General features: G+C 71.5%; 30 protein-coding genes. 24 read left to right on the forward strand and 6 right to left on the reverse strand.

Annotated elements, in window-relative coordinates; all coding sequences use genetic code 11:
- Positions 1-179 precede the first annotated feature (179 nt).
- The 7 genes from GEV28_RS19760 (at position 180) to GEV28_RS19790 (ending at position 4,689) form a co-directional block, all read left to right on the forward strand.
- On the forward strand, positions 180-560 hold the full coding sequence (locus GEV28_RS19760) for a hypothetical protein (RefSeq protein ID WP_291413573.1): 381 nt from the start codon (positions 180-182) through the stop codon (positions 558-560).
- Positions 553-957 (forward strand): hypothetical protein, encoded by a 405-nt coding sequence (locus tag GEV28_RS19765; RefSeq protein ID WP_291413574.1) that lies wholly within the window; start codon positions 553-555, stop codon positions 955-957. The genes GEV28_RS19760 and GEV28_RS19765 overlap by 8 nt, the downstream gene beginning before the upstream one ends.
- Positions 958-1,289: 332 nt before the next feature.
- Positions 1,290-1,880, forward strand: a complete 591-nt coding sequence (locus tag GEV28_RS19770; RefSeq protein ID WP_291413575.1) for a DUF402 domain-containing protein — start codon at positions 1,290-1,292, stop codon at positions 1,878-1,880.
- Positions 1,881-2,202: 322 nt separating this feature from the next.
- The gene (locus tag GEV28_RS19775; protein WP_291413576.1) at positions 2,203-2,928 is read left to right on the forward strand and encodes a FadR/GntR family transcriptional regulator; all 726 of its coding nucleotides are present in this window, start codon (positions 2,203-2,205) and stop codon (positions 2,926-2,928) included.
- Between the two features lie 59 nt (positions 2,929-2,987).
- Complete coding sequence (locus tag GEV28_RS19780) at positions 2,988-3,374, forward strand: DUF4180 domain-containing protein (protein ID WP_291413577.1); 387 nt, start codon at positions 2,988-2,990, stop codon at positions 3,372-3,374.
- Positions 3,375-3,394: 20 nt separating this feature from the next.
- Positions 3,395-3,715, forward strand: coding sequence for a GNAT family N-acetyltransferase (locus tag GEV28_RS19785; protein ID WP_291413578.1), 321 nt, complete (start codon positions 3,395-3,397; stop codon positions 3,713-3,715).
- Complete coding sequence (locus tag GEV28_RS19790; protein ID WP_291413579.1) at positions 3,712-4,689, forward strand: pirin family protein; 978 nt, start codon at positions 3,712-3,714, stop codon at positions 4,687-4,689. Before GEV28_RS19785 ends, GEV28_RS19790 begins: the two co-directional genes overlap by 4 nt.
- Before the next feature lie 157 nt (positions 4,690-4,846).
- Here the strand turns inward: GEV28_RS19790 and GEV28_RS19795 are convergent, their stop codons facing one another.
- Positions 4,847-5,803: a D-2-hydroxyacid dehydrogenase family protein gene (locus GEV28_RS19795; protein ID WP_291413580.1), complete on the reverse strand. Its 957-nt coding sequence runs from the start codon at positions 5,801-5,803 to the stop codon at positions 4,847-4,849.
- A gap of 157 nt (positions 5,804-5,960) precedes the next feature.
- Entirely contained in the window at positions 5,961-6,131 is a 171-nt protein-coding gene (locus tag GEV28_RS19800) for an enoyl-CoA hydratase-related protein (RefSeq protein ID WP_291413581.1), read from the reverse strand.
- A 223-nt stretch (positions 6,132-6,354) separates the two neighbouring features.
- Here GEV28_RS19800 and GEV28_RS19805 point away from each other — a divergent pair, with 223 nt between their 5' ends.
- From GEV28_RS19805 to GEV28_RS19825, 5 genes are all read left to right on the forward strand, one after another.
- The gene (locus tag GEV28_RS19805) at positions 6,355-7,545 is read left to right on the forward strand and encodes a cytochrome P450 (protein ID WP_291413582.1); all 1,191 of its coding nucleotides are present in this window, start codon (positions 6,355-6,357) and stop codon (positions 7,543-7,545) included.
- Positions 7,546-7,549: 4 nt separating this feature from the next.
- The gene (locus GEV28_RS19810; protein WP_291413583.1) at positions 7,550-7,765 is read left to right on the forward strand and encodes a ferredoxin; all 216 of its coding nucleotides are present in this window, start codon (positions 7,550-7,552) and stop codon (positions 7,763-7,765) included.
- A gap of 101 nt (positions 7,766-7,866) precedes the next feature.
- Positions 7,867-8,373: a general stress protein gene (locus tag GEV28_RS19815; protein WP_291413584.1), complete on the forward strand. Its 507-nt coding sequence runs from the start codon at positions 7,867-7,869 to the stop codon at positions 8,371-8,373.
- Between the two features lie 311 nt (positions 8,374-8,684).
- Complete coding sequence (locus GEV28_RS19820; RefSeq protein ID WP_291413585.1) at positions 8,685-8,831, forward strand: hypothetical protein; 147 nt, start codon at positions 8,685-8,687, stop codon at positions 8,829-8,831.
- A gap of 160 nt (positions 8,832-8,991) precedes the next feature.
- On the forward strand, positions 8,992-9,426 hold the full coding sequence (locus GEV28_RS19825; protein WP_291413586.1) for a helix-turn-helix domain-containing protein: 435 nt from the start codon (positions 8,992-8,994) through the stop codon (positions 9,424-9,426).
- A gap of 61 nt (positions 9,427-9,487) precedes the next feature.
- Here GEV28_RS19825 and GEV28_RS19830 read toward each other — a convergent pair whose 3' ends face one another.
- From GEV28_RS19830 to GEV28_RS19845, 4 genes are read right to left on the reverse strand one after another with little or no spacing between them, the layout of a single operon-like run.
- The gene (locus GEV28_RS19830) at positions 9,488-10,384 is read right to left on the reverse strand and encodes an XdhC family protein (protein WP_291413587.1); all 897 of its coding nucleotides are present in this window, start codon (positions 10,382-10,384) and stop codon (positions 9,488-9,490) included.
- Between the two features lie 24 nt (positions 10,385-10,408).
- Positions 10,409-12,781, reverse strand: coding sequence for an aerobic carbon-monoxide dehydrogenase large subunit (locus GEV28_RS19835; RefSeq protein ID WP_291413588.1), 2,373 nt, complete (start codon positions 12,779-12,781; stop codon positions 10,409-10,411).
- The gene (locus GEV28_RS19840) at positions 12,778-13,245 is read right to left on the reverse strand and encodes a (2Fe-2S)-binding protein (protein WP_291413589.1); all 468 of its coding nucleotides are present in this window, start codon (positions 13,243-13,245) and stop codon (positions 12,778-12,780) included. Before GEV28_RS19840 ends, GEV28_RS19835 begins: the two co-directional genes overlap by 4 nt.
- Positions 13,245-14,129, reverse strand: coding sequence for a xanthine dehydrogenase family protein subunit M (locus tag GEV28_RS19845; RefSeq protein ID WP_291413590.1), 885 nt, complete (start codon positions 14,127-14,129; stop codon positions 13,245-13,247). Before GEV28_RS19845 ends, GEV28_RS19840 begins: the two co-directional genes overlap by 1 nt.
- A gap of 96 nt (positions 14,130-14,225) precedes the next feature.
- Here GEV28_RS19845 and GEV28_RS19850 point away from each other — a divergent pair, with 96 nt between their 5' ends.
- The 12 genes from GEV28_RS19850 to GEV28_RS19905 all read left to right on the forward strand — a co-directional run bounded on the left by GEV28_RS19850 (position 14,226) and on the right by GEV28_RS19905 (position 21,955).
- Positions 14,226-15,194 carry a LysR family transcriptional regulator gene (locus tag GEV28_RS19850; RefSeq protein ID WP_291413591.1) on the forward strand — a complete coding sequence of 323 codons (969 nt, stop codon included), beginning with the start codon at positions 14,226-14,228 and terminating at the stop codon, positions 15,192-15,194.
- A 230-nt stretch (positions 15,195-15,424) separates the two neighbouring features.
- A complete protein-coding gene (locus GEV28_RS19855) occupies positions 15,425-15,616 on the forward strand; it encodes a hypothetical protein (RefSeq protein WP_291413592.1) in 192 nt (63 codons plus the stop codon).
- 9 nt (positions 15,617-15,625) lie between these two features.
- The gene (locus GEV28_RS19860) at positions 15,626-16,492 is read left to right on the forward strand and encodes a xanthine dehydrogenase family protein subunit M (RefSeq protein WP_291413593.1); all 867 of its coding nucleotides are present in this window, start codon (positions 15,626-15,628) and stop codon (positions 16,490-16,492) included.
- 9 nt (positions 16,493-16,501) lie between these two features.
- Positions 16,502-16,984: a (2Fe-2S)-binding protein gene (locus GEV28_RS19865; protein ID WP_291413594.1), complete on the forward strand. Its 483-nt coding sequence runs from the start codon at positions 16,502-16,504 to the stop codon at positions 16,982-16,984.
- A gap of 1 nt (position 16,985) precedes the next feature.
- Positions 16,986-19,367: an aerobic carbon-monoxide dehydrogenase large subunit gene (locus GEV28_RS19870; RefSeq protein WP_291413595.1), complete on the forward strand. Its 2,382-nt coding sequence runs from the start codon at positions 16,986-16,988 to the stop codon at positions 19,365-19,367.
- A complete protein-coding gene (locus GEV28_RS19875) occupies positions 19,367-19,960 on the forward strand; it encodes an SRPBCC family protein (protein WP_291413596.1) in 594 nt (197 codons plus the stop codon). The genes GEV28_RS19870 and GEV28_RS19875 overlap by 1 nt, the downstream gene beginning before the upstream one ends.
- Positions 19,961-20,101: 141 nt before the next feature.
- Positions 20,102-20,359 carry a hypothetical protein gene (locus GEV28_RS19880; protein WP_291413597.1) on the forward strand — a complete coding sequence of 86 codons (258 nt, stop codon included), beginning with the start codon at positions 20,102-20,104 and terminating at the stop codon, positions 20,357-20,359.
- A complete protein-coding gene (locus GEV28_RS19885; protein ID WP_291413598.1) occupies positions 20,359-20,586 on the forward strand; it encodes a hypothetical protein in 228 nt (75 codons plus the stop codon). Before GEV28_RS19880 ends, GEV28_RS19885 begins: the two co-directional genes overlap by 1 nt.
- A 14-nt stretch (positions 20,587-20,600) precedes the next feature.
- Positions 20,601-20,855 (forward strand): hypothetical protein, encoded by a 255-nt coding sequence (locus GEV28_RS19890; RefSeq protein WP_291413599.1) that lies wholly within the window; start codon positions 20,601-20,603, stop codon positions 20,853-20,855.
- A gap of 1 nt (position 20,856) precedes the next feature.
- Positions 20,857-21,168: a hypothetical protein gene (locus GEV28_RS19895; RefSeq protein WP_291413600.1), complete on the forward strand. Its 312-nt coding sequence runs from the start codon at positions 20,857-20,859 to the stop codon at positions 21,166-21,168.
- Complete coding sequence (locus GEV28_RS19900; RefSeq protein WP_291413601.1) at positions 21,165-21,527, forward strand: hypothetical protein; 363 nt, start codon at positions 21,165-21,167, stop codon at positions 21,525-21,527. The genes GEV28_RS19895 and GEV28_RS19900 overlap by 4 nt, the downstream gene beginning before the upstream one ends.
- On the forward strand, positions 21,524-21,955 hold the full coding sequence (locus tag GEV28_RS19905) for a hypothetical protein (protein WP_291413602.1): 432 nt from the start codon (positions 21,524-21,526) through the stop codon (positions 21,953-21,955). The genes GEV28_RS19900 and GEV28_RS19905 overlap by 4 nt, the downstream gene beginning before the upstream one ends.
- Positions 21,956-21,963: the final 8 nt, after the last annotated feature.

The following is a 21,963-nucleotide window of genomic DNA, read 5'->3' on the forward strand; positions in this document are numbered from 1 at the left end:
ACCTAGTGTCGTGAGTCCGAGGAACGTTTGCGTTTGCCGGGGCCCAGATCGCCCCTGGCCGCGTTGTCGGGAAAACCGAATACGACCCGGTATGAGGGATTCCCTCCGCCTCGCCAGGAACGATCTGGATCCCCGGCAAACATCAAACAACCTCGAACTCACGACACTAGGATCGGCGCGTGATCAGTGCCCTCTCGACGACGCTCACCTTCGTCGCGCTCGGCGCCGCGCTGTGGGCCGTCGTGCTGATGATCGCCGGCACGCCGGTGCGGCCCGACCGCTGGCACGGGGTGGGGCTGCTCGGCGTCATGGCGCTGCTCGAGCTCGGCCTGCTCGGGCAGGCGAGCGTCGGGCTCGTCCAGCTGTTCACCACCGAACGCGAGGTGGCGGAGTTCGCGTTCGTCGGCTACCTCATCGGGCCGCTGCTGGTGGTCCCGCTCGCCGCGCTCTGGTCGCTCGCCGAGCGGACCCGCTGGGGCCCGGGCGTGCTGGTGATCGGCTGCCTCACGATTCCGGTGATGATCCTGCGGCTGGGCCAGGTGTGGGACGCGCATGGCTGACCTCGCCACCCGCACCCGGTCCGGCCCCGGGCGGATCCTGATCACCGTCTACGCCGTGTTCGCGCTCGCCGCGACGGCGCGGTCGGCCGTGCAGATCGGCACCCGCTTCGACGAGGCGCCGCTCGCCTACCTGCTGTCCGCGTTCGCCGCGGTGGTCTACATCGTCGCGACCGTGAGCCTGGCCCGCGGCAACCGCACCTCGCGACGGGTGGCCACGGTGTCGATCGTGGTCGAGCTGGTCGGCGTGCTCACCGTCGGCACACTCAGTCTCGTTGACCCGCAAGCGTTTCCGGACGCCACCGTGTGGTCGGACTACGGTCAGGGCTACGGCTACGTGCCGGCCGTGCTGCCGCTGCTCGGCCTGTGGTGGCTGCGCGTCACGGCCCGCACAAACTAGCCCCGACCCGCCCTCACCCCGCCGACCCGACCCACCAGGCAGACGTGTCGCCCCCCCACCGTCGCCGTGTCGACCCCTCACGTCGCCATGTCGACCCCTCACGTCGCCATGTCGACCGACCAGGCAGCCATGTCGACCGGTTGCGGCGCCCATGCGACCGGCCACGCTACGCCGCGGCGAGTCGACTCATCGACGTGGCACGCCGACTCACCAACGTGGCACGCCGACTCACCGACGCGGCGAGTCGACTCACCGACGTGGCACGCCGACTCGGCCACGTGGCACGTCGGTCGGCGGTGCTCGCGGGCGGCTGACCGGTGTAGGAATGGGCCATGAAGCACGTCGAGGTCTGGCGGGGCGCCCACGGGGACCCGGTGCCGCCGTTCGGGCCGCTGCCCGGTGTACGCCTCGGCGACACACTCGCCTACGAGTTCCAGCTGCCCGACCGGTTCGAGCCGTGGCCCGGCCGCACGCTCCTCGAGCGGGTGTTCGTGCTGCTCGACCTCGGGGTGAGCATGGCCCGCCCGTGCTGGCGGCGGATGCGCGCGCCGGACGGCGGCGAGATCGCCGGCATCGACGCCGGCCTCGACGAGCCGGCCACGTGGTACGTCGACCTGATCCACGTCACCCAGGAGCAGGACCGCGTCGTCCTCCGGGATCTCTACATCGACGTCATGGTCCCCACCGACGGCCGCCACCAGCGGCTCCTCGACCTCCACGAGTTCGCCGACGCCGTCGAGGACGACCGGCTCGACATCCCCACCGCCGTCGACGCGCTGCGCCGCTGGCAGCAGTTCCTCGACCGCCACCTGCACGGCGGCCGCGACCCCGCCGCCCGGTGGACCGACTTCCCACCCCAGCGGGTACGGGCGCTCTCGGGACTCCCGGGCCCGCTGGGTCCGGTCGTCACGGTGCCGGGCTGAGCCGGGCCACCAATACGCCACGCGTGGCGAGCGGCACATGCTCGGCGAGCCGGTCCCCGGTGAGCGCGTCGCGCGCTCCGGCCGGCCCGCGCACGGTCACTGCTCCGGGTTGTAGTCGGCGCCGAACGCGAACCCGCCGAGTCTCGTTCGGATGATCGACGTCATCCCCCGCATGCACCTCTCGGTGGCGTCTCCGGTACCAACATCGGACATGGGACGTAGGATGACTGCGGACCGTACGCGTGACCGAGCCCGGTCCGCAAGGGTCGGCCGTACGGTGCCGGGTTGCTCTGGTGTTGGCCGTCGGACGTGGGAGGTCCTCGTGACGGATGCGCACACCCCGGCCCGGCTGGCCACCCGGATGGGCCGGGCCATCCGGGACGAGATCACCAGCCTGATCCTCAGCCGCGGCCTCACGACGGGCGACCCGCTGCCGACGGAGACCGAGCTGGCCGAGGCGCTCGGGGTGAGCCGCAACTCCGTGCGCGAGGCGCTGAAGGCACTGCAGGCCCTGGACATCGTGGAGATCCGGCACGGCTACGGGACCTATGTCGGCCGCCTGTCCCTGGACCCCCTGGCCGACGGCCTCACCTTCCGGGCACTGCACGACATCGGCCACGACCTGCGCTCGCTGGACGAGATCCTCGAGGTGCGCGAAGCCCTGGAGGGCGCGCTGATCCGCCGCGTGGCGGCGGTGGTCCCGGCCGCCGACCTCGACGCGCTGGAGGAGGTGTGCCGCCGCATGAACGAGCGCGCGAAGTCCGGCGACACCTTCGCCGAGGAGGACCGCGAGTTCCACGAGCTGCTGTACCGCTCGCTGGACAACGCGCTGGTGACCCAGCTGCTCCGCGCCTTCTGGGACGTCTTCCACCGGGTGAGCCACCGCCTGGGCGGCACGGACCCGAACCCGGCCCAGACGGTCCGCCGCCACCGCGCGATCGTCACCGCGCTACGGAAGCAGGACGTCGACCGGGCAGAGAAGGCGATGGTGGCACACTTCCGCAACCTGGACGTCCGGGTGGCCCAGCTCCGCTCGAGCCGGCCCTGACGGAACGCGGCTCGCGAATAGTTGTGGCGCCGGCCGGGCGAGCCGGACACACTGCCCGCATGAACACGGTCTCGGAGGCGCACGGCGTGCGGGTGCTGACCGTCGAACCGGACACGCCGACGTTGGGTGACGAGAACGACGCGGTCGAGCTGATCGGCGCCGCGTACGGTGCGGACGCGTCGGTCGTCGTCGTGCCGGTGGAGCAGGTGGACGAGCGGTTCTTCACGCTCGGCACCCGGATCGCCGGCGAGGTCGTGCGCAAGTTCCAGATCTACCAGGTTCGGCTGGTCGTGCTGGGCGACATCACCGCGCACCTGGCCAGCGAGTCGTTCCGGGCGTTCGTGCACGAGATCAACAAGGGCACCGACATCTGGTTCCTCGCCGACCGCGCCGCGCTGGACGAGCGGCTGCGCGCATCTGACGAAACTCTGGGACGATCACGGTAGAGCCCACGAGAAGAGGTGCCATGGCGCAGGACTCAGCAGACGCCCGAGTCGAGCTGAACGCCGACAAGTACCGGTACGAGCTGTACGTCGGCGACAAGCTCGCCGGGTTCGCCCAGTATCACGACAGCGGCAACCGGGTCGTGTTCACGCACAGCGAGGTCGACGAGGCGTTCGCCGGCAGGGGTCTGGGCAAGGTGCTGGCCGGGGGCGCCCTCGACGACGCGGTGGCGCGGGAGAAGGTCATCGTGCCGCTGTGCCCGTTCATCGCCGCCTACCTGCGCAAGAACCTCGACACGTACAAGGGACACATCGAGGCGCCCCCGGAGGGCGGTCGGTCTTGAGCAATCTCGACACGCATCCTGATGTGCTCGTCTGCAAGACCGCGGCGGACGACCACGCGGTCGCGCTGCTGTTCGCGCCGCGAGACGTGCCGCTCGGCGGCCTGCGGGGGATGCGCGTCGACCGGGTGCTGCCGCAGCGCACGCTGCCGACCGTGGGCGCGTGGTGTTTCCTGGACCTGTTCGGGCCCAACCGGACGCGGATGAGCGTGCTCCCCCACCCGCACACCGGGTTGCAGACGGTCACCTGGCCGCTCGCGGGGCAGATCCACCACCGGGACAGCGTGGGCAGCGACGTGCTCGTCCGGCCGGGTCAGCTCAACCTGATGACCGGCGGCCGCGGCGTCGCACACTCCGAGATCTCCGCCGACCCCGACCCGACCGCGGGCTCGGTCCTGCACGGGCTGCAGCTCTGGGTGGCGCTGCCCACGGAGAAGGCCGGCATGGCGCCCGACTTCGAGCAGCACCTCGACCTCCCGGTGTACGCCCACGGCGGGGTGACGGCCACGGTGTTCGTCGGCACCTTCGGCGACGCGGTGTCGCCGGCCACCGTGCACACCCCGCTGGTCGGCGCCGACCTCCAGGTGGCCGCGCACGCCGGCACCACTGTCCCGCTGCGCCCCGACTTCGAGCACGCGCTGCTGGCCGTCGACGGCACGCTGATGGTCTCCGGCGTCGCGGTGCCCGCCGGCCGGCTGCTCTACCTCGGCACCGGGCGCGCGGAGCTCACCCTGTCCACCAACGGCACGGCGGTGCGCGCGGTGCTGCTCGGCGGCGAGCCGTTCCCGGACGAGCTGGTCATGTGGTGGAACTTCGTGGGCCGCAGCCACGACGAGATCGCCGCCGCGCGCGCGGACTGGGAGACCGAGGGCCAGACCAGGTTCGGCCGGGTAGCCGGGCACGGCGGCGCGCGAATTCCCGCCCCTGAGCTGCCGAACGTCCGACTGACACCCCGTCGGCACGGGCACCGGGGCTGACGAGCGGGTTACGGGATCCGGTGACACGACGCGGGTTCGCGTTACCCGCACGCGTTCCGGGTACGACACCGCGTCGTTCGACCCGCCGCTGTACCAATCGCCGGCACCGACGCCGCCGGCTCGTGGCGGACCCTCGCCGGGCTCCCGCTGGGCCGGCTCAGGAGATGACCCGGACCGGCGCGCCGGCGTGGAAGGCGGCGATGTCGGCCACCATGTCCCGGAAGAACACGTCGAACGTCCTCCGCGACACGTACCCGAGATGCGGCGTGAGCACGGTGTTCGGCAGGTCGATCAGCGGGTGACCGGCCGGCAGCGGCTCGCTGCCGTACACGTCCAGCCCCAGCCCGGCGAGCCGTCCGTGGGTCATCGCGTCGATCAGCGCCCGCTCGTCGATGAGCGGCCCGCGCGAGGTGTTGACCAGGTACGCGGTGGGCTTCATCAGCGCCAGCTCCGGCGCGCCGAGGAGGCCGCGGGTGCGGTTGCTCAGCCGCAGGTGCAGTGTCACCACGTCGGCCGAGGCCAGCAGCTCCTCCTTCGAGGAGGCCAGGTCGACCCCGACCTCGGCCGCCCGCTCGGCGGTGAGGTTCTGGCTCCACGCCACCACGCGCATGCCGAACGCCTGCCCGACCGCGGCCACCCGGGCCCCGATCCGGCCGAGCCCGAGCACGCCCAGGGTGGCGCCGGCGAGGTCGCCGCCCGGCAGCGACCCGGCCTGCCACTCGCCCCGGCGCAGCGTCGCCTCGGCGGACGGGATCCCGCGCAGCACCGCGAGAACCAGGGCCCAGGTCAGCTCGACGGTCGAGGTGCCGACCGAGGCCGTGCCGCACACGGTGACGCCGCGCTCGGCCGCCGCGGCCGTGTCGATCGACGCGTTGGCCATGCCGGCGGTGACGATCAGCCTGAGGTTCGGCAGCCGCTCGAGCAGCTCCCGCGGCAGCGCGGTGCGCTCGCGCGTCGCCACCACGACGTCGTACGGCGCGAGCCGGGCGGCCAGCTCGCCGACGTCGGCGACGTGCTCGTGGATCGGCTCCACCACGATGTCGGCCGGCAGCTCCGACCAGTACGAATAGGACAGTGCGACGTGCTGGTAGTCATCTAGTACGGCAACTCTCACCCGGCCGAGGTTACGGGCGATCACTCGGACCTGCGCAGGAACCTCTCGAATCCCTCGCGGGCGTCCTTGCCGTTCAGGGCCAGCGCCTGGGTGACCGCCGCCAGCTCCAGCGAGGAGTGCAGGTCGCCGGTCGTGCTGGCGTTGACCAGCTTCTTGGTCAGCGACGTGGCCAGGCGCGGGCCGTCGGCGAGCCTGGTGGCGGCTCGGTGGCGAGCGCGAGGTTGAACCCGCCGCCGTAGGCCACCCCGGACACCGCGGCGACCACCGGCAGCGCGGAGCTCCACACCTCCTCGACGAGCCGGTGGAACGCCCGCATCAGGCCGAGCAACCCCCGCTCGTCGGCGTTCGCGATGGCGTCGAGGATCGAGTGCGCGTCGCCGCTCCGGAGTCGGTGCCGGTCAGCTCGTCCATCGACGCTCCCAACGAGGAATGTCCAGGTGCCGAGAGCGTAGGCACCTGCCAGGCAGGCGCACCCACGGTCATCGCCTTGACGCGTTGGGTGACGCTTCCTAGCGTGGGTTCGGAGGGACCACGACTCTGGGGAGACGCCGATGACCGCCACGTATCCGACACCGGTCACCTATCCGTTCAACGAGCCCGGCAGCCTCGGCCTGCACGACGCCTACCGTGCCGCGCAGCGGGAACCGGGCATGATCCGCGTCCAGCTGCCGCACGGCGAGCCGGCCTGGCTCGCCACCCGCTACGCCGACGCGCGGCTCGTCCTCGGCGACAACCGGTTCAGCCGCGCCGAGGCGCGCACGCACGACGCGCCGCGCATGCGCGACGGCCAGCTCGACTCCGGCATCCTCTCGATGGACCCGCCCGAGCACACCCGGCTGCGCACGCTGGTGGCCAAGGCGTTCACCGTGCGCCGGGTCGAGGAGCTGCGACCCCGCGGGCGGGACATGGCCGAGGGGCTGGTCGACGACATGGTCGCCGCCGGTCCTCCCGTCGACCTCGTCGACGCGTTCGCGCTGCCGCTGCCGGTCGCGGTGATCTGTGAGCTGCTGGGCGTGCCGGTCGAGGACCGCGGCCGGTTCCGTGTCTGGAGCGACGACGCGCTGTCCACCAGCCGGCTCACCGCCGAGCAGTTCGCGGCGAGCCGGGAGGAGATGCGGGCCTACATGTCCGGGCTCATCGCCCGGCACCGCGCCGAGCCCGCCGACGACCTGATGACCGCGCTGATCGAGGCGCGCGACGAGCGCGACCGGCTCAGCGAGCTGGAGCTGGTCGACCTGTGCGCGGGCATCCTGGTGGCCGGGCACGAGACGACCGCCAGCCAGATCCCCAACTTCGTGCTCACCCTCCTGGACCACCCCCGCCGGCTCGCCCGGCTGCGCGAGGACCCGTCGCTGCTGGCCGGCGCGGTGGAGGAGCTGATGCGGTTCGTGCCGCTGGGCGCCGGGGCAGGCTTTCCCCGCTACGCCACCGAGGACGTGCTCGTCGGCGACGTGCTGGTGCGGGCGGGCGAGCCCGTGATCGTCGCGATCGGGGCGGCCAACAGGGACGCGCTGCGCTTCGACGACGCCGACGAGCTGCGCGTCGACCGGCCGGCCGCCCAGCACCTCGGCTTCGGCCACGGGGTGCACCACTGCCTCGGCGCGGCGCTCGCCCGGATGGAGCTGCAGGAGGCGCTGCGGGTGCTCTTCACGCGGCTGCCTGGGCTGCACCTGGCCGGCGACGTCGAGTGGAAGTCGGAGATGCTGGTGCGTGGCGCGGTCACGATGCCGGTGGGATGGTGAACGCATGACCTGGCATCTCGAGGTGGACGAGCAGACGTGCATGGCATCGGGCATGTGCGCAGGGCTGGCCCCGGAGCTCTTCACGCTGGACGACGACCACGCGCGCCCCCTGGCACCGGACATCGAGCCCGACGAGCTGGCCCTGGACGCGGCCGACTCCTGCCCGACCGTGGCGATCACGGTCACCGACGGCGGCAAGGAGATCGGACCCCGCCCCTGAGAGGCCCCTGAGAAGTCCCTGTGAACCCGGTCGTAACGGGCACAGCGCGGTTTCCCGCCGCGTTGATCCGGGTAGCACCACTTCACCTGGAGGTGACCTTGATGACGGCAGCGTTCGCGACGAACCCGTCGACCACCAACCTGCCGACCCTGCCCGACGGCTGGCCGATCGGCTCCTACGACACGTACAAGGAGGCCCAGCGGGCCGTCGACCACCTGGCCGACAGCGAGTTCCCCGTGCACGACGTCACGATCGTCGGTGTCGAGCCGATGGTCGTCGAACGAGTCGCGGCCCGGTTGACCTGGGGCCGCGTGCTCGGCGCGGGTGCCGCGTCCGGCGCGTGGCTGGGTCTGTTCGTCGGGCTGCTGTTGAGCCTGTTCACGCCCGGCGCCGGCCTGTTCCCGATCCTCATCGGGCTGGGCTCCGGGGTCGTGTTCGGCCTCGCGTCGGCCGCGGTGCGCTACGGCGCCACCCGTGGGCAGCGCGACTTCGTCTCGCACAGCCAACTCGTGGCTCGGCGCTACGACGTCCTCAGCAAGCCGCGCAACGCCGAGCAGGGCCGGAACCTGCTGGCATCCCTGTCGATGCGGCCGAACCCGGCACGTTGACCGACACTTTCCGCGACGTTCAGCACCGAGTCGCGGGATGGCAAGAATGCCCTGGTTACCTCGTCCTCACGTGAGTTGATCACTGTGCGGGCGAGGCCATGGCGTGGTCGCGAACCTGTTGGACCGTCGGCGATTGTTGATCGGGCTCGAGCTGCCGGCCGTCACCGACCAGTCGATCTGCGGGAACCGTTGCGCCATCGCGGGATCGGTGAACGCCGGCCGGAGCCCGGCCAGGATCTCGGGCGTCGTCGATGGCCGCACGGACTCGTCCGTCGAGACGTCGCCGACCGGCACCAGGTGGCCGGCACCAGGTGGCCGGCGAACCGGCCGTCCGCGTGCGCGGCGGCGGCGCGGTGGCGCGACTCGGCCGCGAGCTCGTCCATCGCCGCCCGGCTGATCCCCACTTCGCCGCGCTGAGCTCCGCGCTGATCCCCTGCGGCACCAGCCCGTCCGGGTAGCGCGCGGCGATGTCCGGCTTGCCCTTGCCGATCGGGGTCCGCACGGCGTCGACGATGACGGCGTCCCGCATGGCACCCACCTCCGATGTCAGGTTTGATAATCCAACCATCTCACCGAGTAGGTTGGATTTCAAGACTAACCCGGGCTAGCGTGACGGGCATGACGGGTCGCGAGTGCTCGATCGCCAACGCGCTGGCCGTGGTCGGCGAGCGCTGGAGCCTCCTCGTACTGCGCGAGGCGATGTTCGGCGTCCGCCGGTTCGACCGGTTCGCGCACAACACCGGCGCGAGCCGCGACATCCTGGCCGTGCGGCTGCGCACCCTGGTGGCCGCCGGTGTGCTCGCGCGCCAGCAGTACTCGACGCGCCCGCCGCGGTTCGAGTACGTGCTGACCGAGTCCGGCCGGGCACTGAGCCCGGTGCTGATGGGCCTGACGGAGTGGGGCGACCGCTATGTCACCGAGGGCGAGCCGCCGACCGTGTGGGAGCACGAGTGCGGCGCCGAACTGCATCCGGCGACGGTGTGCGCGGAGTGCGGCGGGTCGGTCGAGGAGACCACGCTTCGCCCGATCCGGCTCGGTCGGGTCCCGACCTGAACGCACGACTCGCGGGTCCCGAGCGTTGGACTCGCGGGTCCTGGGCGTTGGACTCGCGGGGTCAGGGGCGGTAGCGCTCGGGGGCGTCGGCGTAGGCGGCGCGGCAGCCGGGGCCGCAGAAGTACACCGTCACTCCTTCGTCCACAAGGGACAGTGCGGTCTCGCTGACCGCGACCGTCATGCCGCACACCGGGTCCACCGCCTCGGCCGCCAGCACGACCGGCTCGCCGGGTGCCGGCACCCAGACCCGGGACGAGATCAGCTCCGCGTACACCGACAGGGCCACCTCGGGCGGCGTCCGCGCGCCGATGTCCAGCCCGGCGGGGGTGTGCACGCGAGCCCGCTCCGACTCGGAGACCTCCAGCGACGCCAGCACCGCCTGCCCCCGCCGCCGGCTCGCGACCAGCCCGACGTACGGCACGCCCGCCCGCAACGCCGCCACCAGCACCGGTTCCTCGTCCCGCCCGTGCGACGCGACGATCAGCGCGCCCAGGTCGTCGGGCAGCGCGTCGTCGGGCGCCGGGTCGCCGAGGACGGGCCGGCGCACGTCGTGGCCCAGCGCGCGGCCGATCTCGACCAGCGCGCGGGCGACGGGTGCATCGCCGTGCACGTGGACCAGCATCGGCGGCAGCATCGCCTCCAGGAAGATGTCCAGCGAACCGCCGGACAGGCACGGGTTCCCGACCGTCACCAGCCCTTCGGCCACCGTCTCGGACACGGCCGTCGGAGTGATCCGCAGCAGCGTCGACTCGCCGGTCGCCAGCAGCCGAAGACCCTGCAGCCGCACGGTGGACTCGGCACACGTGCCACCGACGAAACCCTCCATCGACCCGTCCGGCAACACCAGCGCCCGGTCGCCCGGCTTGGCGCTCGTCGGCCGCTCCGCCCGCACGACCGTCGCCAGCACGAACGGCGTCCGGCCCGAGCGCAGCGCGTCGACCCTCGTCAGCACGGACATTCCGGCCACCTCCTCCGAACAGAGTCACTCGATCGCCAGGTCGCCCCGCAGCGGCCGGCCCTGGATCGCGCGCCACACCGCGGCCGGTGTGAGCGGCATGTCGGCGTGCCGCACCCCGAACGGGGCCAGCGCGTCCATCACCGCGTTCACCACCGCGGCCGGCGAGCCGACCGTCGCGCTCTCCCCGACTCCCTTGGCCCCCAACGGATGGTGCGGCGACGGCGTGACCGTCTCACCCAGCTCCCACGACGGGCAGTCCACCGCCGTCGGCAGCAGGTAGTCCATGAAGGACCCGCCGAGGCAGTTGCCGTCCGTGTCGAACGCCATCAGCTCCATCAACGCCATCCCGACCCCGTCGGCCAGGCCGCCGTGCACCTGACCCTCCACTATGGACGGGTTGATCCGCACTCCGCAGTCGTCGACCGCCACGAACCGGCGCACCAGCACCTTGCCCGTGCCCGGATCCACCTCGACCACGCAGATGTAGGCCCCGAACGGGAACGTCAGGTTCGGCGGGTTGTACACACAGGACGCGTCAAGGTGCCCTTCGACGCCGTCGGGCAGGTCCAGGCTGGAATGCGCGGCCATCGCGATCTCCTGCAGCGACGCGCCGGCGATCGGGTCGCCCCGCACCGACCACCGGCCGGGCGACCACTCCAGGTCCGCCGGGCTCACCTCGAGCATCGCCGACGCCACCAGCCTCGCCCGCTCCCGCACCTTCCGCGCGGCCACCGACGCCGCCGCGCCGGACACCGGGGTCGACCGTGAACCGTAGGTCCCCAGGCCGAACGGCGTCAGGTCGGTGTCGCCGTGCACCACGTCCACGTCGTCCGGGCTGATGCCGAGCTCGTGCGCCACGATCTGCGCGAACGTCGTCTCGTGCCCCTGCCCCTGCGACTGCACGGAGATCCGCAGCACCGCCTTGCCGGTCGGATGAACCCGCAGCTCGGCGCCGTCGGCCATGCCGAGCCCGAGGATGTCCATGTGCTTGCGCGGCCCGGCACCCACTGCCTCGGTGAAGAAGCTCAGGCCGATCCCCACGTACTCGCCGCGCTCCCGGCGCCGCGCCTGCTCCTCCCGGAGCTCGGCGTAGCCGGCGATCTCCATCGCGAGCCGCAGCGCCTTCGGGTAGTCACCCGAGTCGTACTCCCAGCCCGTCGAGCAGACGTACGGGAACTGCTCGGGCCGCAACAGGTTCTGCAGCCGCAGCTCGGCCGGGTCGCGGCCCAGCTCGCGCGCGAGCAGGTCCACCAGCCGCTCGACCAGGAAGGACGCCTCGGCGATGCGGAACGAGCACGCGTAGGCCACCCCGCCCGGCGCCTTGTTGGTGTACACGCCGGTCACCGCGCAGTGCGCGGCCCACAGGTCGTAGGAGCCGGTGACGATGTGGAAGAAGCCCGCCGGATACTTCGACGGCTGGGCGGTGCCGTTGAACGCCCCGTGGTCGGCCAGCACCCGCACCCGCAGACCCAGGACCCGACCGTCCGATGTGGACGCGATCTCGCCGTGCATGTGGTAGTCGCGGGCGAACGCCGTCGTCATCAGGTTCTCCGAGCGGTCCTCGGTCCACTTCACCGGCACCCCGGTGACCATCGAGCCGACCACCGCGCACACGTACGCCGGGTAGATCGCGACCTTGTTGCCGAAACCGCCGCCGATGTCCGGCGAGATGATCCGGATCCGGTGCTCGGGGATCCCGGACACGATCGCGAGCAGCGTGCGGTGCGCGTGCGGGGCCTGGGTCGTCGACCACATGGTGAGCTTGCCGGTCACCGGGTCGAGGTCCGCGATCACGCCGCAGGTCTCCAGCGGCGCCGGGTGCACCCTCGGGTACAGCACGTCCTGGGCGAGCACCACGTCCGCGGCCGCGAACACCGCGTCGGTGGCCGCTCGGTCGCCGGCCTCCCAGTCGAAGATGTGGTTGTCCTGCTTGCCGTCGAGGTCGTCCCGGATCACCGGGGCGTCCGCGTCGAGCGCGGTCCGCGCGTCGACGACCGGGTCCAGCGGCTCGTACTCGACGTCGATCAGCGCCAGCGCATCGCGTGCGGAGTACCGGTCCTCGGCGACGACGAAGGCCACCTCCTGGCCCTGGAACCGGACCTTGTCGGTGGCGAGCACCGCCTGCCGGTCGGCGGACAGCGTCGGCATCCACGCGAGCCCCCGCTCGGCCAGGTCGGCGCCGGTGAGCACCGCGCGGACCTTCGGGTGCGCCTCGGCCGCGGACGTGTCGATCGAGACGATCCGCGCGTGCGCCAACGGGCTGCGCAGCACCGCGGAGTGCAGCATGCCCGGCAGCCGCACATCGTCCACATAGGTCCCCCGGCCGCGCACGAACCGCGCGTCCTCCTTGCGCTGCATCCGGCCGAAGCCCATGGGCGGCGGGGTGGTCGTCGTCATGACGCCGCCTCGTGCTCGGCCGCCCACCGGATCGAGCGGACGATGTTCTCATACCCCGTGCACCGGCACAGCTGCCCCGACAGCGCCTCCCGAATGTCCTCTTCGGACGGATCGGGGTCCTGGTCCAGCAGCCAGCGCGCGGTCATCATCATCCCCGGCGTGCAGAACCCGCACTGCAGCCCGTGGCACTCGACGAACCCGCGCTGCACCGGGTCGAGCGCCGGGCCGTGGGCAAGTCCCTCGACCGTGCGGACCTCGCGCCCGTCGGCCATCACCGCGAGCACGGTGCACGACTTCACCGGCACGCCGTCCAGGTGCACCACGCACACCCCGCAGTTGGAGGTGTCGCAGCCCCAGTGGGTGCCGGTCAGCTCGAGGTCGTCGCGCAGGAAGTGGACGAGCAGCAGCCGGGGCTCGACCTCGCGCACGTACTCGGTGTTGTTGACGGTGACCACGATCTGCATCACCTCACCCGCCCGGCCGCGCGGCCGACCGCATGCCTCAGCGCCCTGGTGACGAGCTCGCCGGCCAGATGCCGCTTGTAGTCGACGGGTCCGCGCTGGTCGGCGGCGGGCCGGCAGTGCTCGGCGGCGATCCGGCCGGCCTCGACGAACCCGGCCTCGGTCGGCGGCCCGCCGCGGAGGAAGTCCTCGGCCTCGGCGGCGACGAACCTCTCCGCACCCAGCGCGGTGAGCCCGATGCCGACATCGGCGACCATGCCGTTCTCGACCGAGACGACCGCTCCTGCCGCGGCCACCGCCCAGTCCCCCGCCCGCCGGTCGACCTTCACGTACGCGCTGGACCCACTCGTGTCCCGCGCCCGGATCGGCACCCGGATCTCGCCGAGCAGCTCCCCGCCGGCGAGCACGGTCTGGTAGGGCCCGACGAAGAAGTCCCGGGCGGGAACCGTCCGCGGGCCGTCCGACCCGTGCACCACGAGCGACGCCCGGAGCGCGGCGAACACCGCGGACAGGTCCTCGGACGGGTCGGCCTGGCACAGCGACCCGCCGACCGTGCCGCGGTTGCGCACGATCGGGTCGGCGATCACCCGCTCGGCGTCGTGCAGGATCGGGAAGAGCTCACCCGCCTCGGCGTGGCGGAGCAGGTCGGCGTGCCGGGCCATCGCGCCGATGACCAGCTCACCGTCCTCGACCCGGATGCCCGCGAGCTCGCCGAGGTCGTTGATGTCGATCAAGGCCTCGGGGTGGGCGAGCCGCAGCTTCATCATCGGCAGCAGGCTGTGCCCGCCCGCCACCACCGCGGACTCCGGACCGTACTCGGCGAGCAGCGCCAGCGCGTGCTCCACGCTGGTCGCCTTCCGGTACTGGAACGAGGCGGGTACCTGCATTGGCCCTCCCTGTGCGGCATGGTCGGTCGGCCGGTCGTGACCGGGCAATCCAGGGCTAAGTATTCACTTAATCGTGAGCTCAGCCACAATGTGTGCATGACGCTCACGCAGCTGAGCACGTTCGTGCTGGTCGCGAAGCTCGGGTCGGTGAAGGCCGCGGCCACCGCGCTGGGCGTGAGCGAACCGGCCGTCTCGCAGGCCCTCGCGGCCCTGCGCCAGCAGTTCGCCGATCAGCTCGTGGTGCGGGCAGGCACCACGATGCGGCTCACCGCGGCCGGCACCCGGCTGCTGCCGATCGCCTCCCAGATGGTGGCGCTCGGCGCGGACGCCGAGGCCGCTGTCCGGGCCGGCAAGGGCGCCCCCGGCCAGCTGCGCGTCGTCGCGTCCGGCACCGTGATGGAGTTCGTCGCCACGCCGCTGGTCGACGCGTTCGCCGAGCGGTCCGGCCGCAAGATCGACACCACGGTCGGCATGGCGGCCACCGCCGAGATGCCGGTGCTGCTCGCCAACCGGTTCGCCGACGTGGCGCTCGGCCCCAACCTCGGCCGGTCGGTCGGCGACACCGCCGACCCCGAGCGGGGCAGCGAGCTGATCTCCGAGCCGGTGTTCCGCACCCACCTCGTCGTGGTCGCCGGCGCCGCGCCGCTGCCCGGCGGCCCCGCGCACTGGTCGTGGCTCGTCGACTCGACGGCCACCGACCCGGCGAGCGACTCGGGCCGGCTGCTGCGCAGGCTGCACGTCGCCGAGTCGCGGGTCCGGGTGTTCGCGAGCCTCACCGCGGCGTGGGCCGCGGCCGCGGACGGCGCCGGGGTCTCGGTCGCGCCCGCCCACCTGGTCACCGCCCGGCTGCGCCGCGGCGAGCTGCGAGTGGTCAACACCGCGGCCACCCCGGCCGACGCCACCTGGTACCTGACCACGCTCATGCCGGAGCGGCGGTCGATCGCGGCCGAGACGTTCCGGCACTACCTGTCCTCGGCCGCCGCGCTGCGGGTGATGCGCGAGCCGGGCGCGGGCGTGCCGCCCTCGAAGTTCCGTCCGCCGGTGTACGTGACGCTCTGGAGCTAGCAGTCCGGACAGCCCCGCACTGACCAACAGAAACCTCAGGGGCACCGTGACGCAACCCAGCCACAAGTACGTGGCCAACCGCACCATCCGCCGGAACGCGGCCAACACATAGAAATCCCGGGGAGGCGGAACAGCGCGATTAAGCATTCGGTTACCCGCGGCTTGCTGGCGGTGACCCGGGTCACGACGATCACCATATGGAGCCTCGCACCGACGCTGGCAACCCTCGCATGTACGAGCTCATCGAGCACGCGCCCAGAACCGGGAAGAGCCCCACCATCTGGGCCTTTCCCGCGGTCGTCGACTGGCTGAAGGTCGCGGGCCAGCCCGTGCAGGGACCGTGGCCGCCGCACCAGGAACCCCGTCCGGACCCGACCGACGAGTCGCTGCCGGTCGCGATCCCCGAACCTCCCACCACGTAAGGGGCCTCGATGTACCCCGCTCGGTTCCGTTACGAGGCACCGCGTTCGCTGGACGAGGCGCTCGACCTGCTGCGGACCTACGGCGACGGGGCGAAGGTGCTGGCCGGGGGCCAGAGCCTGATCCCGATGGTCAAGCTGCGCTTCGCCAACCCCGAGCTGCTCGTCGACATCAACAACATCCCCGTGCTCGACTACCACCGGGAGGAGGCGGGCGGCACGCTCGCCATCGGCGCCCTGTGCCGCCACGTCGACCTCGAGTACTCCGTGCTGCTCGGCGACCGGCGCCCACTGGTCGCCAGCGCCGCGCCGCTGATCGCCGACCCGATCGTGCGCAACCGGGGCACGCTCGTCGGGTCGCTCTGCCACGCGGACCCCCAGGGCGACTGGGCATCGGTGATGCTCGCGCTGGACGGCGAGGTCGTCGCGGCCGGCGCCACCGGCCGGCGGGTGATCCCCATGGCGGACTTCGTCACCGGCCCGTTCCAGACCGCGCTGCTGCCCGGTGAGCTCGCGGTCGAGGCGCGAGTGCCGGCGCCGAAGGGCACCCCGTCCGGGCGCTACCTCAAGCTGGAGCGCCGGGTCGGCGACTTCGCCACGGTCGGCGTCGCGGTGGCCGTGGAGACGTCCGGCGGCAAGGTCGTCCGGGCCGGCATCGCGCTCACCGGCGTGGGCGCCAACAACATCAAGGCGGTCGAGGCCGAGCGGGTGCTCGTCGGCTGCGAGCTCGACGCGGCGACCGTCGAGGAGGCCGGGCGGCTCGCCGCCGAGGCCGCCAGGCCCAGGACCGACCATCGCGGCAGCGCGGAGTACAAGCGGCACGTCGTGCGCACGTTCGTCAAACGCGCGCTCGAGTCTTCCGTTCCCGTTGCTGCGTAAGGAGATCCGATGGACAAGCGAAGGGTCACGGTCACCGTCAACGGCGAGGAGCGGGTGGTCGAGGTCGAGCCGCGGGTGCTGCTCGCGCACCTGCTTCGTGAGGGGTTGGGGCTCACCGGCACGCACATCGGCTGCGACACCACCAACTGCGGTGCGTGCACCGTGCTCGTGGACGGCCGGGCGACGAAGTCCTGCACGATGCTCGCGGTGCAGACCGACGGGCACGAGGTGCGCACGGTCGAGGGCATGGCCCGGGCCAGCGAGCTGCACCCGATCCAGGAGGGCTTCAAGGAGGAGCACGGACTCCAGTGCGGCTACTGCACACCCGGGATGATGATGAGCGCGATGGCCTTGCTGGAACGCAATCCCGACCCCACCGAGGAGGAGATCCGGTGGGCGCTGTCCGGGAACCTGTGCCGCTGCACGGGATACCAGAACATCGTGAAGGCCGTGCTGTGGGCGGCGAAGAAGATGCAGCCGGTGGGAGCGTGACATGACCGCTTTGGACGAAGTCAAGATCGGCGGCCTCGGCGCCAGCCGCAAGCGGGTCGAGGACGACCGGTTCATCCGCGGCCGCGGCAACTACACCGACGACATCACGCTGCCCGGCATGCTGCACATGGAGATCCTGCGCAGCCCCTTGGCGCACGCGCGGATCAAGTCGATCGACACCAGCAAGGCCTGGGAGATCCCGGGCGTGCGGCTGGTGCTGACCGGGGAGATGGCCGCGCAGCGCAACCTCGCGTGGATGCCGACGCTGTCCTACGACACGCAGGCGGTGCTCGCCACCGACAAGGTCCGCTTCCAGGGCCAGGAGATCGCGTGCGTGGTGGCCGACGACCCGTACATCGCCAAGGACGGCTGCGAGGCCATCGTGGTCGAGTACGAGCCGCTGCCCGCGATCGTCAACCCGGAGCAGTCGCTCGCCGCGGACGCGCCGCTGATCCGCGACGACAAGGAGGGGCAGACCGACAACGTCTGCTACCAGTGGGAAGTGGGCGACAAGGAGGGCACCGACCGGGCGTTCGCGGAGGCCGACCTGGTGTCCCGGCTCAAGCTCCACTACCCGCGCTCGCACCCGTCGCCGATCGAGTGCTGCGGCTCGATCGCCAACTTCGACCCGGCGACCCAGAAGCTGACCGTCTACATGACGACCCAGGCGCCGCACATCATCCGCGCCGCCGTCGCGCTCGTCGCGGAGCTGCCCGAGCACATGATCCGGATCATCTCGCCGGACATCGGCGGCGGGTTCGGCAACAAGGTCCCGGTGTATCCCGGGTACGTGTGCTCGATCCTGTGCTCGATCCTGCTGGGCAAGCCGGTCAAGTGGATCGAGGACAAGTCCGGCAACCTGATCTCGACCGGGTTCGCGCGGGACATGTACTTCGACGGCGAGCTCGCCCTGCGCGCCGACGGCAAGATCCTCGCCGCCCGGTTCCACGCGGACACCGACCAGGGCGCGTTCTTCTCCGACGCGCAGCCGAGCAAGTTCAAGATCGGGCTCGTGCACTCGGCGTTCGCCTGCTACGACATCCCCGTCGGGCACATCACCGCGCGCGGGGCGTACACCAACAAGGCACCTGGCGGGGTGGCCTACCGGTGTTCGTTCCGGGTCACCGAGGCGATGTTCTTCCAGGAACGCATCATCGCCACGGCGGCCGCGGACCTCGGTCTGGACCCCGCCGAGTTCCGCCGGCGCAACCTCGTGCGCGACGACCAGTTCCCGTACCGCACGCCGTTCGGCTTCCTCACCGACTCCGGCCAGTACCTCAAGTGCCTGGACATCGGGCTGAACGCGATCGGGTACCAGGACTTCCTGCGGGACAAGGAAGAGGCGGCCAAGCGCGGGCGCAGGCTGGGCATCGGGATCTCCACGATGACCGAGCCGCTGGGTGCGGGTAACAGCCGGGAGTACGACATCCTCGGCATCAAGATGTTCGACTCGGCCGAGCTGCGGGTGCACCCGACCGGCAAGGCGATCCTGCGCACCGGCGCGAAGACACAGGGCCAGGGCCACGAGACGACGTGGGCCCAGATCGTCAGCCACGAGCTGGGCATCCCGGCCGCGGACGTCCTGGTCGAGGAGGGCGACACGGACACCGCGCCGTTCGGCATGGGCACCTACGCGTCGAGGTCCACCCCGGTGGCCGGCGCGGCGGTGGCCATGGTGTCCCGCAAGATCCGCGCCAAGGCACGGAAGCTGGCCGCGCACCTGCTGGAGGTGTCCGAAGAGGACGTCGAGTGGGAGCTGGGCCGGTTCTACGTGCGCAGCGCGCCGAACCGCGGCGTGACGATCCAGGAGTGCGCGATGGCCGCGTACGGCAACATGCCCGACGGAATGGAGCCGGGCCTGGAGAACAACGCCTACTACGACCCGCCGAACCTCACCTGGCCGTTCGCCTGCTACATCGCGACCGTCGAGGTGGACCCGGAGACGGGGGTGTGGGACGTGCTGCGGGTGGTCGCGGTGGACGACTGCGGCGTGCGGATCAACCCCATGATCGTCGAAGGGCAGATCATGGGCGGGCTCACCGAGGCCTACGCCGTGTCGAACATGCAGTTCATCACGTTCGACACCGAAGGCAACTGCGTCGGCTCGAACTACATGGACTACCTGCTGCCGACCGCATGGGAGACACCGGGTTTCGAGCTGCACGAGGTCGTCACCCCGTGCCCGCACCACCCGATCGGCGCCAAGGGCGTCGGCGAGTGCGCGGCGGTCGGCGGGCCGGCGGCGTTCGTCAACGCGGTGTTGGACGCCCTGTCGGACACCGGGGTGCGCAACATCGACATGCCGCTGCTGCCGGACCGCGTGTGGGAGGCCATCAACACCGGTTCGGACGTGTCCGGCGCGCCTCCAGTGAGGACCGACTGATGCTCATCAACAGTGACTTCGACGTGCAAGCGCCGGTGGACCAGGTCTGGCGCTACCTGCTCGACGTGCCGCGAATGGCGCCGAACCTGCCGGGCACCGAGCTCACCGAGGTGATCGACGAGGACAACTACAAGGGCCGGGTCACCATCAGGATGGGCCCGGTGTCCATGCGCTTCGCCGGCGACGTGGAGATCGTCGAACGCGACGAGGCCAACCACCGCGCCGTGATCAACGCGGCCGGCGCGGACGAGCGCGGCCGGGGCCAGGCCGCGCTGGTGCTCACCGCGACGCTGGTGCGGGAGGGCGGCGGCACCAGGGTCAAGGTGGCACAGGACCTGCAGATCTCCGGCGCGGCCGCGCAGTACGGCCGCGGCATGATCAGCGATGTCACCAACGTCCTGGTGCAGCAGTTCTCCAGGAACGCGGCCGAGGACATCCCCAGGTGGGTTCGCGGCGAGGAACGCCAGGCGGGCCCGGCGACGTCGGCCAGCGGCCTCGCGATCGGCATCACCGCCGCGCTGACCGCGCTCAAGCGGGTGTTCTGGCGGTTCTTCGGGTCCAACGCGCGGCGCCGCGCGGCGATGGGAGGCTGACATGACCGCAATGGACAAGCCGCGTGTCTGCCAACCGCACCTAAGGGGAACGGGACGCAACCCAGCCACAAGTACGTGCCGAACCGGACGACATCAGCACGAGGCGACCACAAGGGTCAATTCCGGAGAGGCGGAACAGTGATGGCACTGTGGTGGATCGGCGCGCTCGTCCTGCTGCTCGTGGTGCTGCCGGTGGTGATCGCGCTGCTGAACCGGATCCTCGCCGCGGTGGAACGGATCCGGGACGCGGCCGACGAGATCCTCGTCGACGGGGTCGCGCTGAACGACGGCCTCGAGCCGGTACCGGGTCTGCTGGCCACGACCGACGAGACGATCAAGGAAGTCCAGGTCGGCGCGGTGCGGTACGCCGGCAGCGTGCAGAAGCTCTTGGAGGGGTAATGCCTGTCGTCGCTTGGGTCACGCTCGTGGCCGCCACGCTGGTCATCGCGTTGACGGCGGTCGCCCTGCTCCGCGTGATCGTCCACTTGAAACACGTGACCGGCACGCTCGACACGCTCATCGGCGGCGTCGAGTCGATCGCCGATCGCACCGGCACCGTGCCGGCGCGGCTCATCTCGGTGAACGCCACGCTCAAGCCGGTGCGCGACTGGACCGAGACGGTCTGAGGGAGGTTCGTCCGATGCCTGACGCCGACCTCACCGGTTGGACCGTCGGTCTGATCATCGGCCTGGTGGTCGTGGTCGCCGTGGTGGCGCTGGTGACCCCGATCATCGTGCTGGCGTACCGGATCGGGAAGCAGGCGCCGCGGATCGACGCGGCGCTGCGGCGAGCGGAGACCAACACCGCGCCGCTGGCCGCGCTGACCACGACCATCGACCACGCGGAGACCATCGTCGCCGGGCTCGAGCGCGGCCGGCACAGGTTGGGAGGCTGACATGGCGGACAACGAGATCACCTACTGGACGGTGATCCTGGTGCTGGGCCTCGTGGTGATCGTGGCCGTGGTCGCGCTGCTCAGCCTGCTCGTGTACTACGTGAAGCTGGTCGACAAGCGCGTGGCGAACGTCCGCGACACCCTCGAGGCGGTCACCGAGAACACCCGACACGCGGCACTGATCCCCCAGACGGCGGTGCGGGTCGACGCGGTGCTCGCGGAAGGCTTGCAGCACCACCTGTTCCTGGGTCGGGCCGCGCTGGCCACCGCTCCGTCCACCGCTGCGTCCACCGCTGCCGGGGAGCCTTCATGAGTACGACGACGCTGGTGGTGCTGACGGTCGTGGAGATCGTCGTCCTCATCGCCGGGCTGGCGTTCTTCCTGTTCTGGATCGGCACGCTGCTGACCCGGATCGCGGCGAGCCTGGAGAGGTGCTCGGAGCACGTCAAGACGGTGAACCAACACGCGGCCGACATCGTGCCCGGGGTCGAGCACATCAACCGGACGGGCAAGGTGGTGGCCTCCGCACTGCCGTTGCTGTACGGCTTCGCGGAACGGATCGTGTCGAACGTGACCCCGGCGGCCGCGCCGGAGGCCTCCCGGGTCGCCCGGCCGGTGTCGGGCACCCGCCGGTCCAGGCTGCACGAGACGGTCGGCTTCAAGTCCGGATGATCCGGCTGGGTTCCCTGGCGGGATACCTCTTCGAGGGCCCGCGGCTGCTCGGCGGTTGGACGCCGCCGAGCAGCGCCGCGGTGTACGTGATCCTGTACCGCCCCGACGCCGAGTCGCGGCCCGACCGGTACGCCGTGTCCTATGTGGACCACAGCGACGACCTGTCCGGCGAGCGCTTCCCGTTCCAGCACGGTCGCGCCGGCTGCTGGGTGAAACGCGCGGGCTCGAAGTGGAAGGTGCACATCGCGACGTTCGAGGTCCCCGGCGGCACGAGGGCGCACAGGGAGCAGATCGCCCGGGAGCTGATCGCGATCTACAAACCGAGCTGCAACCCCCAGCAGTACGACAAGGCATGGCGCGACCACTGGATCGGCGAGTACAAGACCCGCACCACGAACCCCCTGACCACCCCCAAAGACCCCACCTGACCCGCGGG

Origin of the sequence: Actinophytocola sp. (assembly GCF_009379765.1) — a bacterium.
Lineage (GTDB): Bacteria > Actinomycetota > Actinomycetes > Mycobacteriales > Pseudonocardiaceae > Actinophytocola.

Bases quoted from the DNA above. Each gene is read 5' to 3' on its own strand.
- GEV28_RS19900 (WP_291413601.1), top strand. From the start codon at position 21,165: ATGAGTACGACGACGCTGGTGGTGCTGACGGTCGTGGAGATCGTCGTC.
- GEV28_RS19810 (WP_291413583.1), top strand. From the start codon at position 7,550: ATGACCTGGCATCTCGAGGTGGACGAGCAGACGTGCATGGCATCGGGC.
- GEV28_RS19840 (WP_291413589.1), bottom strand. From the start codon at position 13,245: ATGCAGATCGTGGTCACCGTCAACAACACCGAGTACGTGCGCGAGGTC.
- GEV28_RS19770 (WP_291413575.1), top strand. From the start codon at position 1,290: ATGAAGCACGTCGAGGTCTGGCGGGGCGCCCACGGGGACCCGGTGCCG.
- GEV28_RS19905 (WP_291413602.1), top strand. From the start codon at position 21,524: ATGATCCGGCTGGGTTCCCTGGCGGGATACCTCTTCGAGGGCCCGCGG.
- GEV28_RS19845 (WP_291413590.1), bottom strand. From the start codon at position 14,129: ATGCAGGTACCCGCCTCGTTCCAGTACCGGAAGGCGACCAGCGTGGAG.
- GEV28_RS19780 (WP_291413577.1), top strand. From the start codon at position 2,988: ATGAACACGGTCTCGGAGGCGCACGGCGTGCGGGTGCTGACCGTCGAA.
- GEV28_RS19895 (WP_291413600.1), top strand. From the start codon at position 20,857: ATGGCGGACAACGAGATCACCTACTGGACGGTGATCCTGGTGCTGGGC.
- GEV28_RS19825 (WP_291413586.1), top strand. From the start codon at position 8,992: ATGACGGGTCGCGAGTGCTCGATCGCCAACGCGCTGGCCGTGGTCGGC.
- GEV28_RS19875 (WP_291413596.1), top strand. From the start codon at position 19,367: ATGCTCATCAACAGTGACTTCGACGTGCAAGCGCCGGTGGACCAGGTC.
- GEV28_RS19855 (WP_291413592.1), top strand. From the start codon at position 15,425: ATGTACGAGCTCATCGAGCACGCGCCCAGAACCGGGAAGAGCCCCACC.
- GEV28_RS19785 (WP_291413578.1), top strand. From the start codon at position 3,395: ATGGCGCAGGACTCAGCAGACGCCCGAGTCGAGCTGAACGCCGACAAG.
- GEV28_RS19870 (WP_291413595.1), top strand. From the start codon at position 16,986: ATGACCGCTTTGGACGAAGTCAAGATCGGCGGCCTCGGCGCCAGCCGC.
- GEV28_RS19860 (WP_291413593.1), top strand. From the start codon at position 15,626: ATGTACCCCGCTCGGTTCCGTTACGAGGCACCGCGTTCGCTGGACGAG.
- GEV28_RS19880 (WP_291413597.1), top strand. From the start codon at position 20,102: ATGGCACTGTGGTGGATCGGCGCGCTCGTCCTGCTGCTCGTGGTGCTG.
- GEV28_RS19815 (WP_291413584.1), top strand. From the start codon at position 7,867: ATGACGGCAGCGTTCGCGACGAACCCGTCGACCACCAACCTGCCGACC.
- GEV28_RS19805 (WP_291413582.1), top strand. From the start codon at position 6,355: ATGACCGCCACGTATCCGACACCGGTCACCTATCCGTTCAACGAGCCC.
- GEV28_RS19850 (WP_291413591.1), top strand. From the start codon at position 14,226: ATGACGCTCACGCAGCTGAGCACGTTCGTGCTGGTCGCGAAGCTCGGG.
- GEV28_RS19890 (WP_291413599.1), top strand. From the start codon at position 20,601: ATGCCTGACGCCGACCTCACCGGTTGGACCGTCGGTCTGATCATCGGC.
- GEV28_RS19865 (WP_291413594.1), top strand. From the start codon at position 16,502: ATGGACAAGCGAAGGGTCACGGTCACCGTCAACGGCGAGGAGCGGGTG.
- GEV28_RS19765 (WP_291413574.1), top strand. From the start codon at position 553: ATGGCTGACCTCGCCACCCGCACCCGGTCCGGCCCCGGGCGGATCCTG.
- GEV28_RS19835 (WP_291413588.1), bottom strand. From the start codon at position 12,781: ATGACGACGACCACCCCGCCGCCCATGGGCTTCGGCCGGATGCAGCGC.
- GEV28_RS19830 (WP_291413587.1), bottom strand. From the start codon at position 10,384: ATGTCCGTGCTGACGAGGGTCGACGCGCTGCGCTCGGGCCGGACGCCG.
- GEV28_RS19885 (WP_291413598.1), top strand. From the start codon at position 20,359: ATGCCTGTCGTCGCTTGGGTCACGCTCGTGGCCGCCACGCTGGTCATC.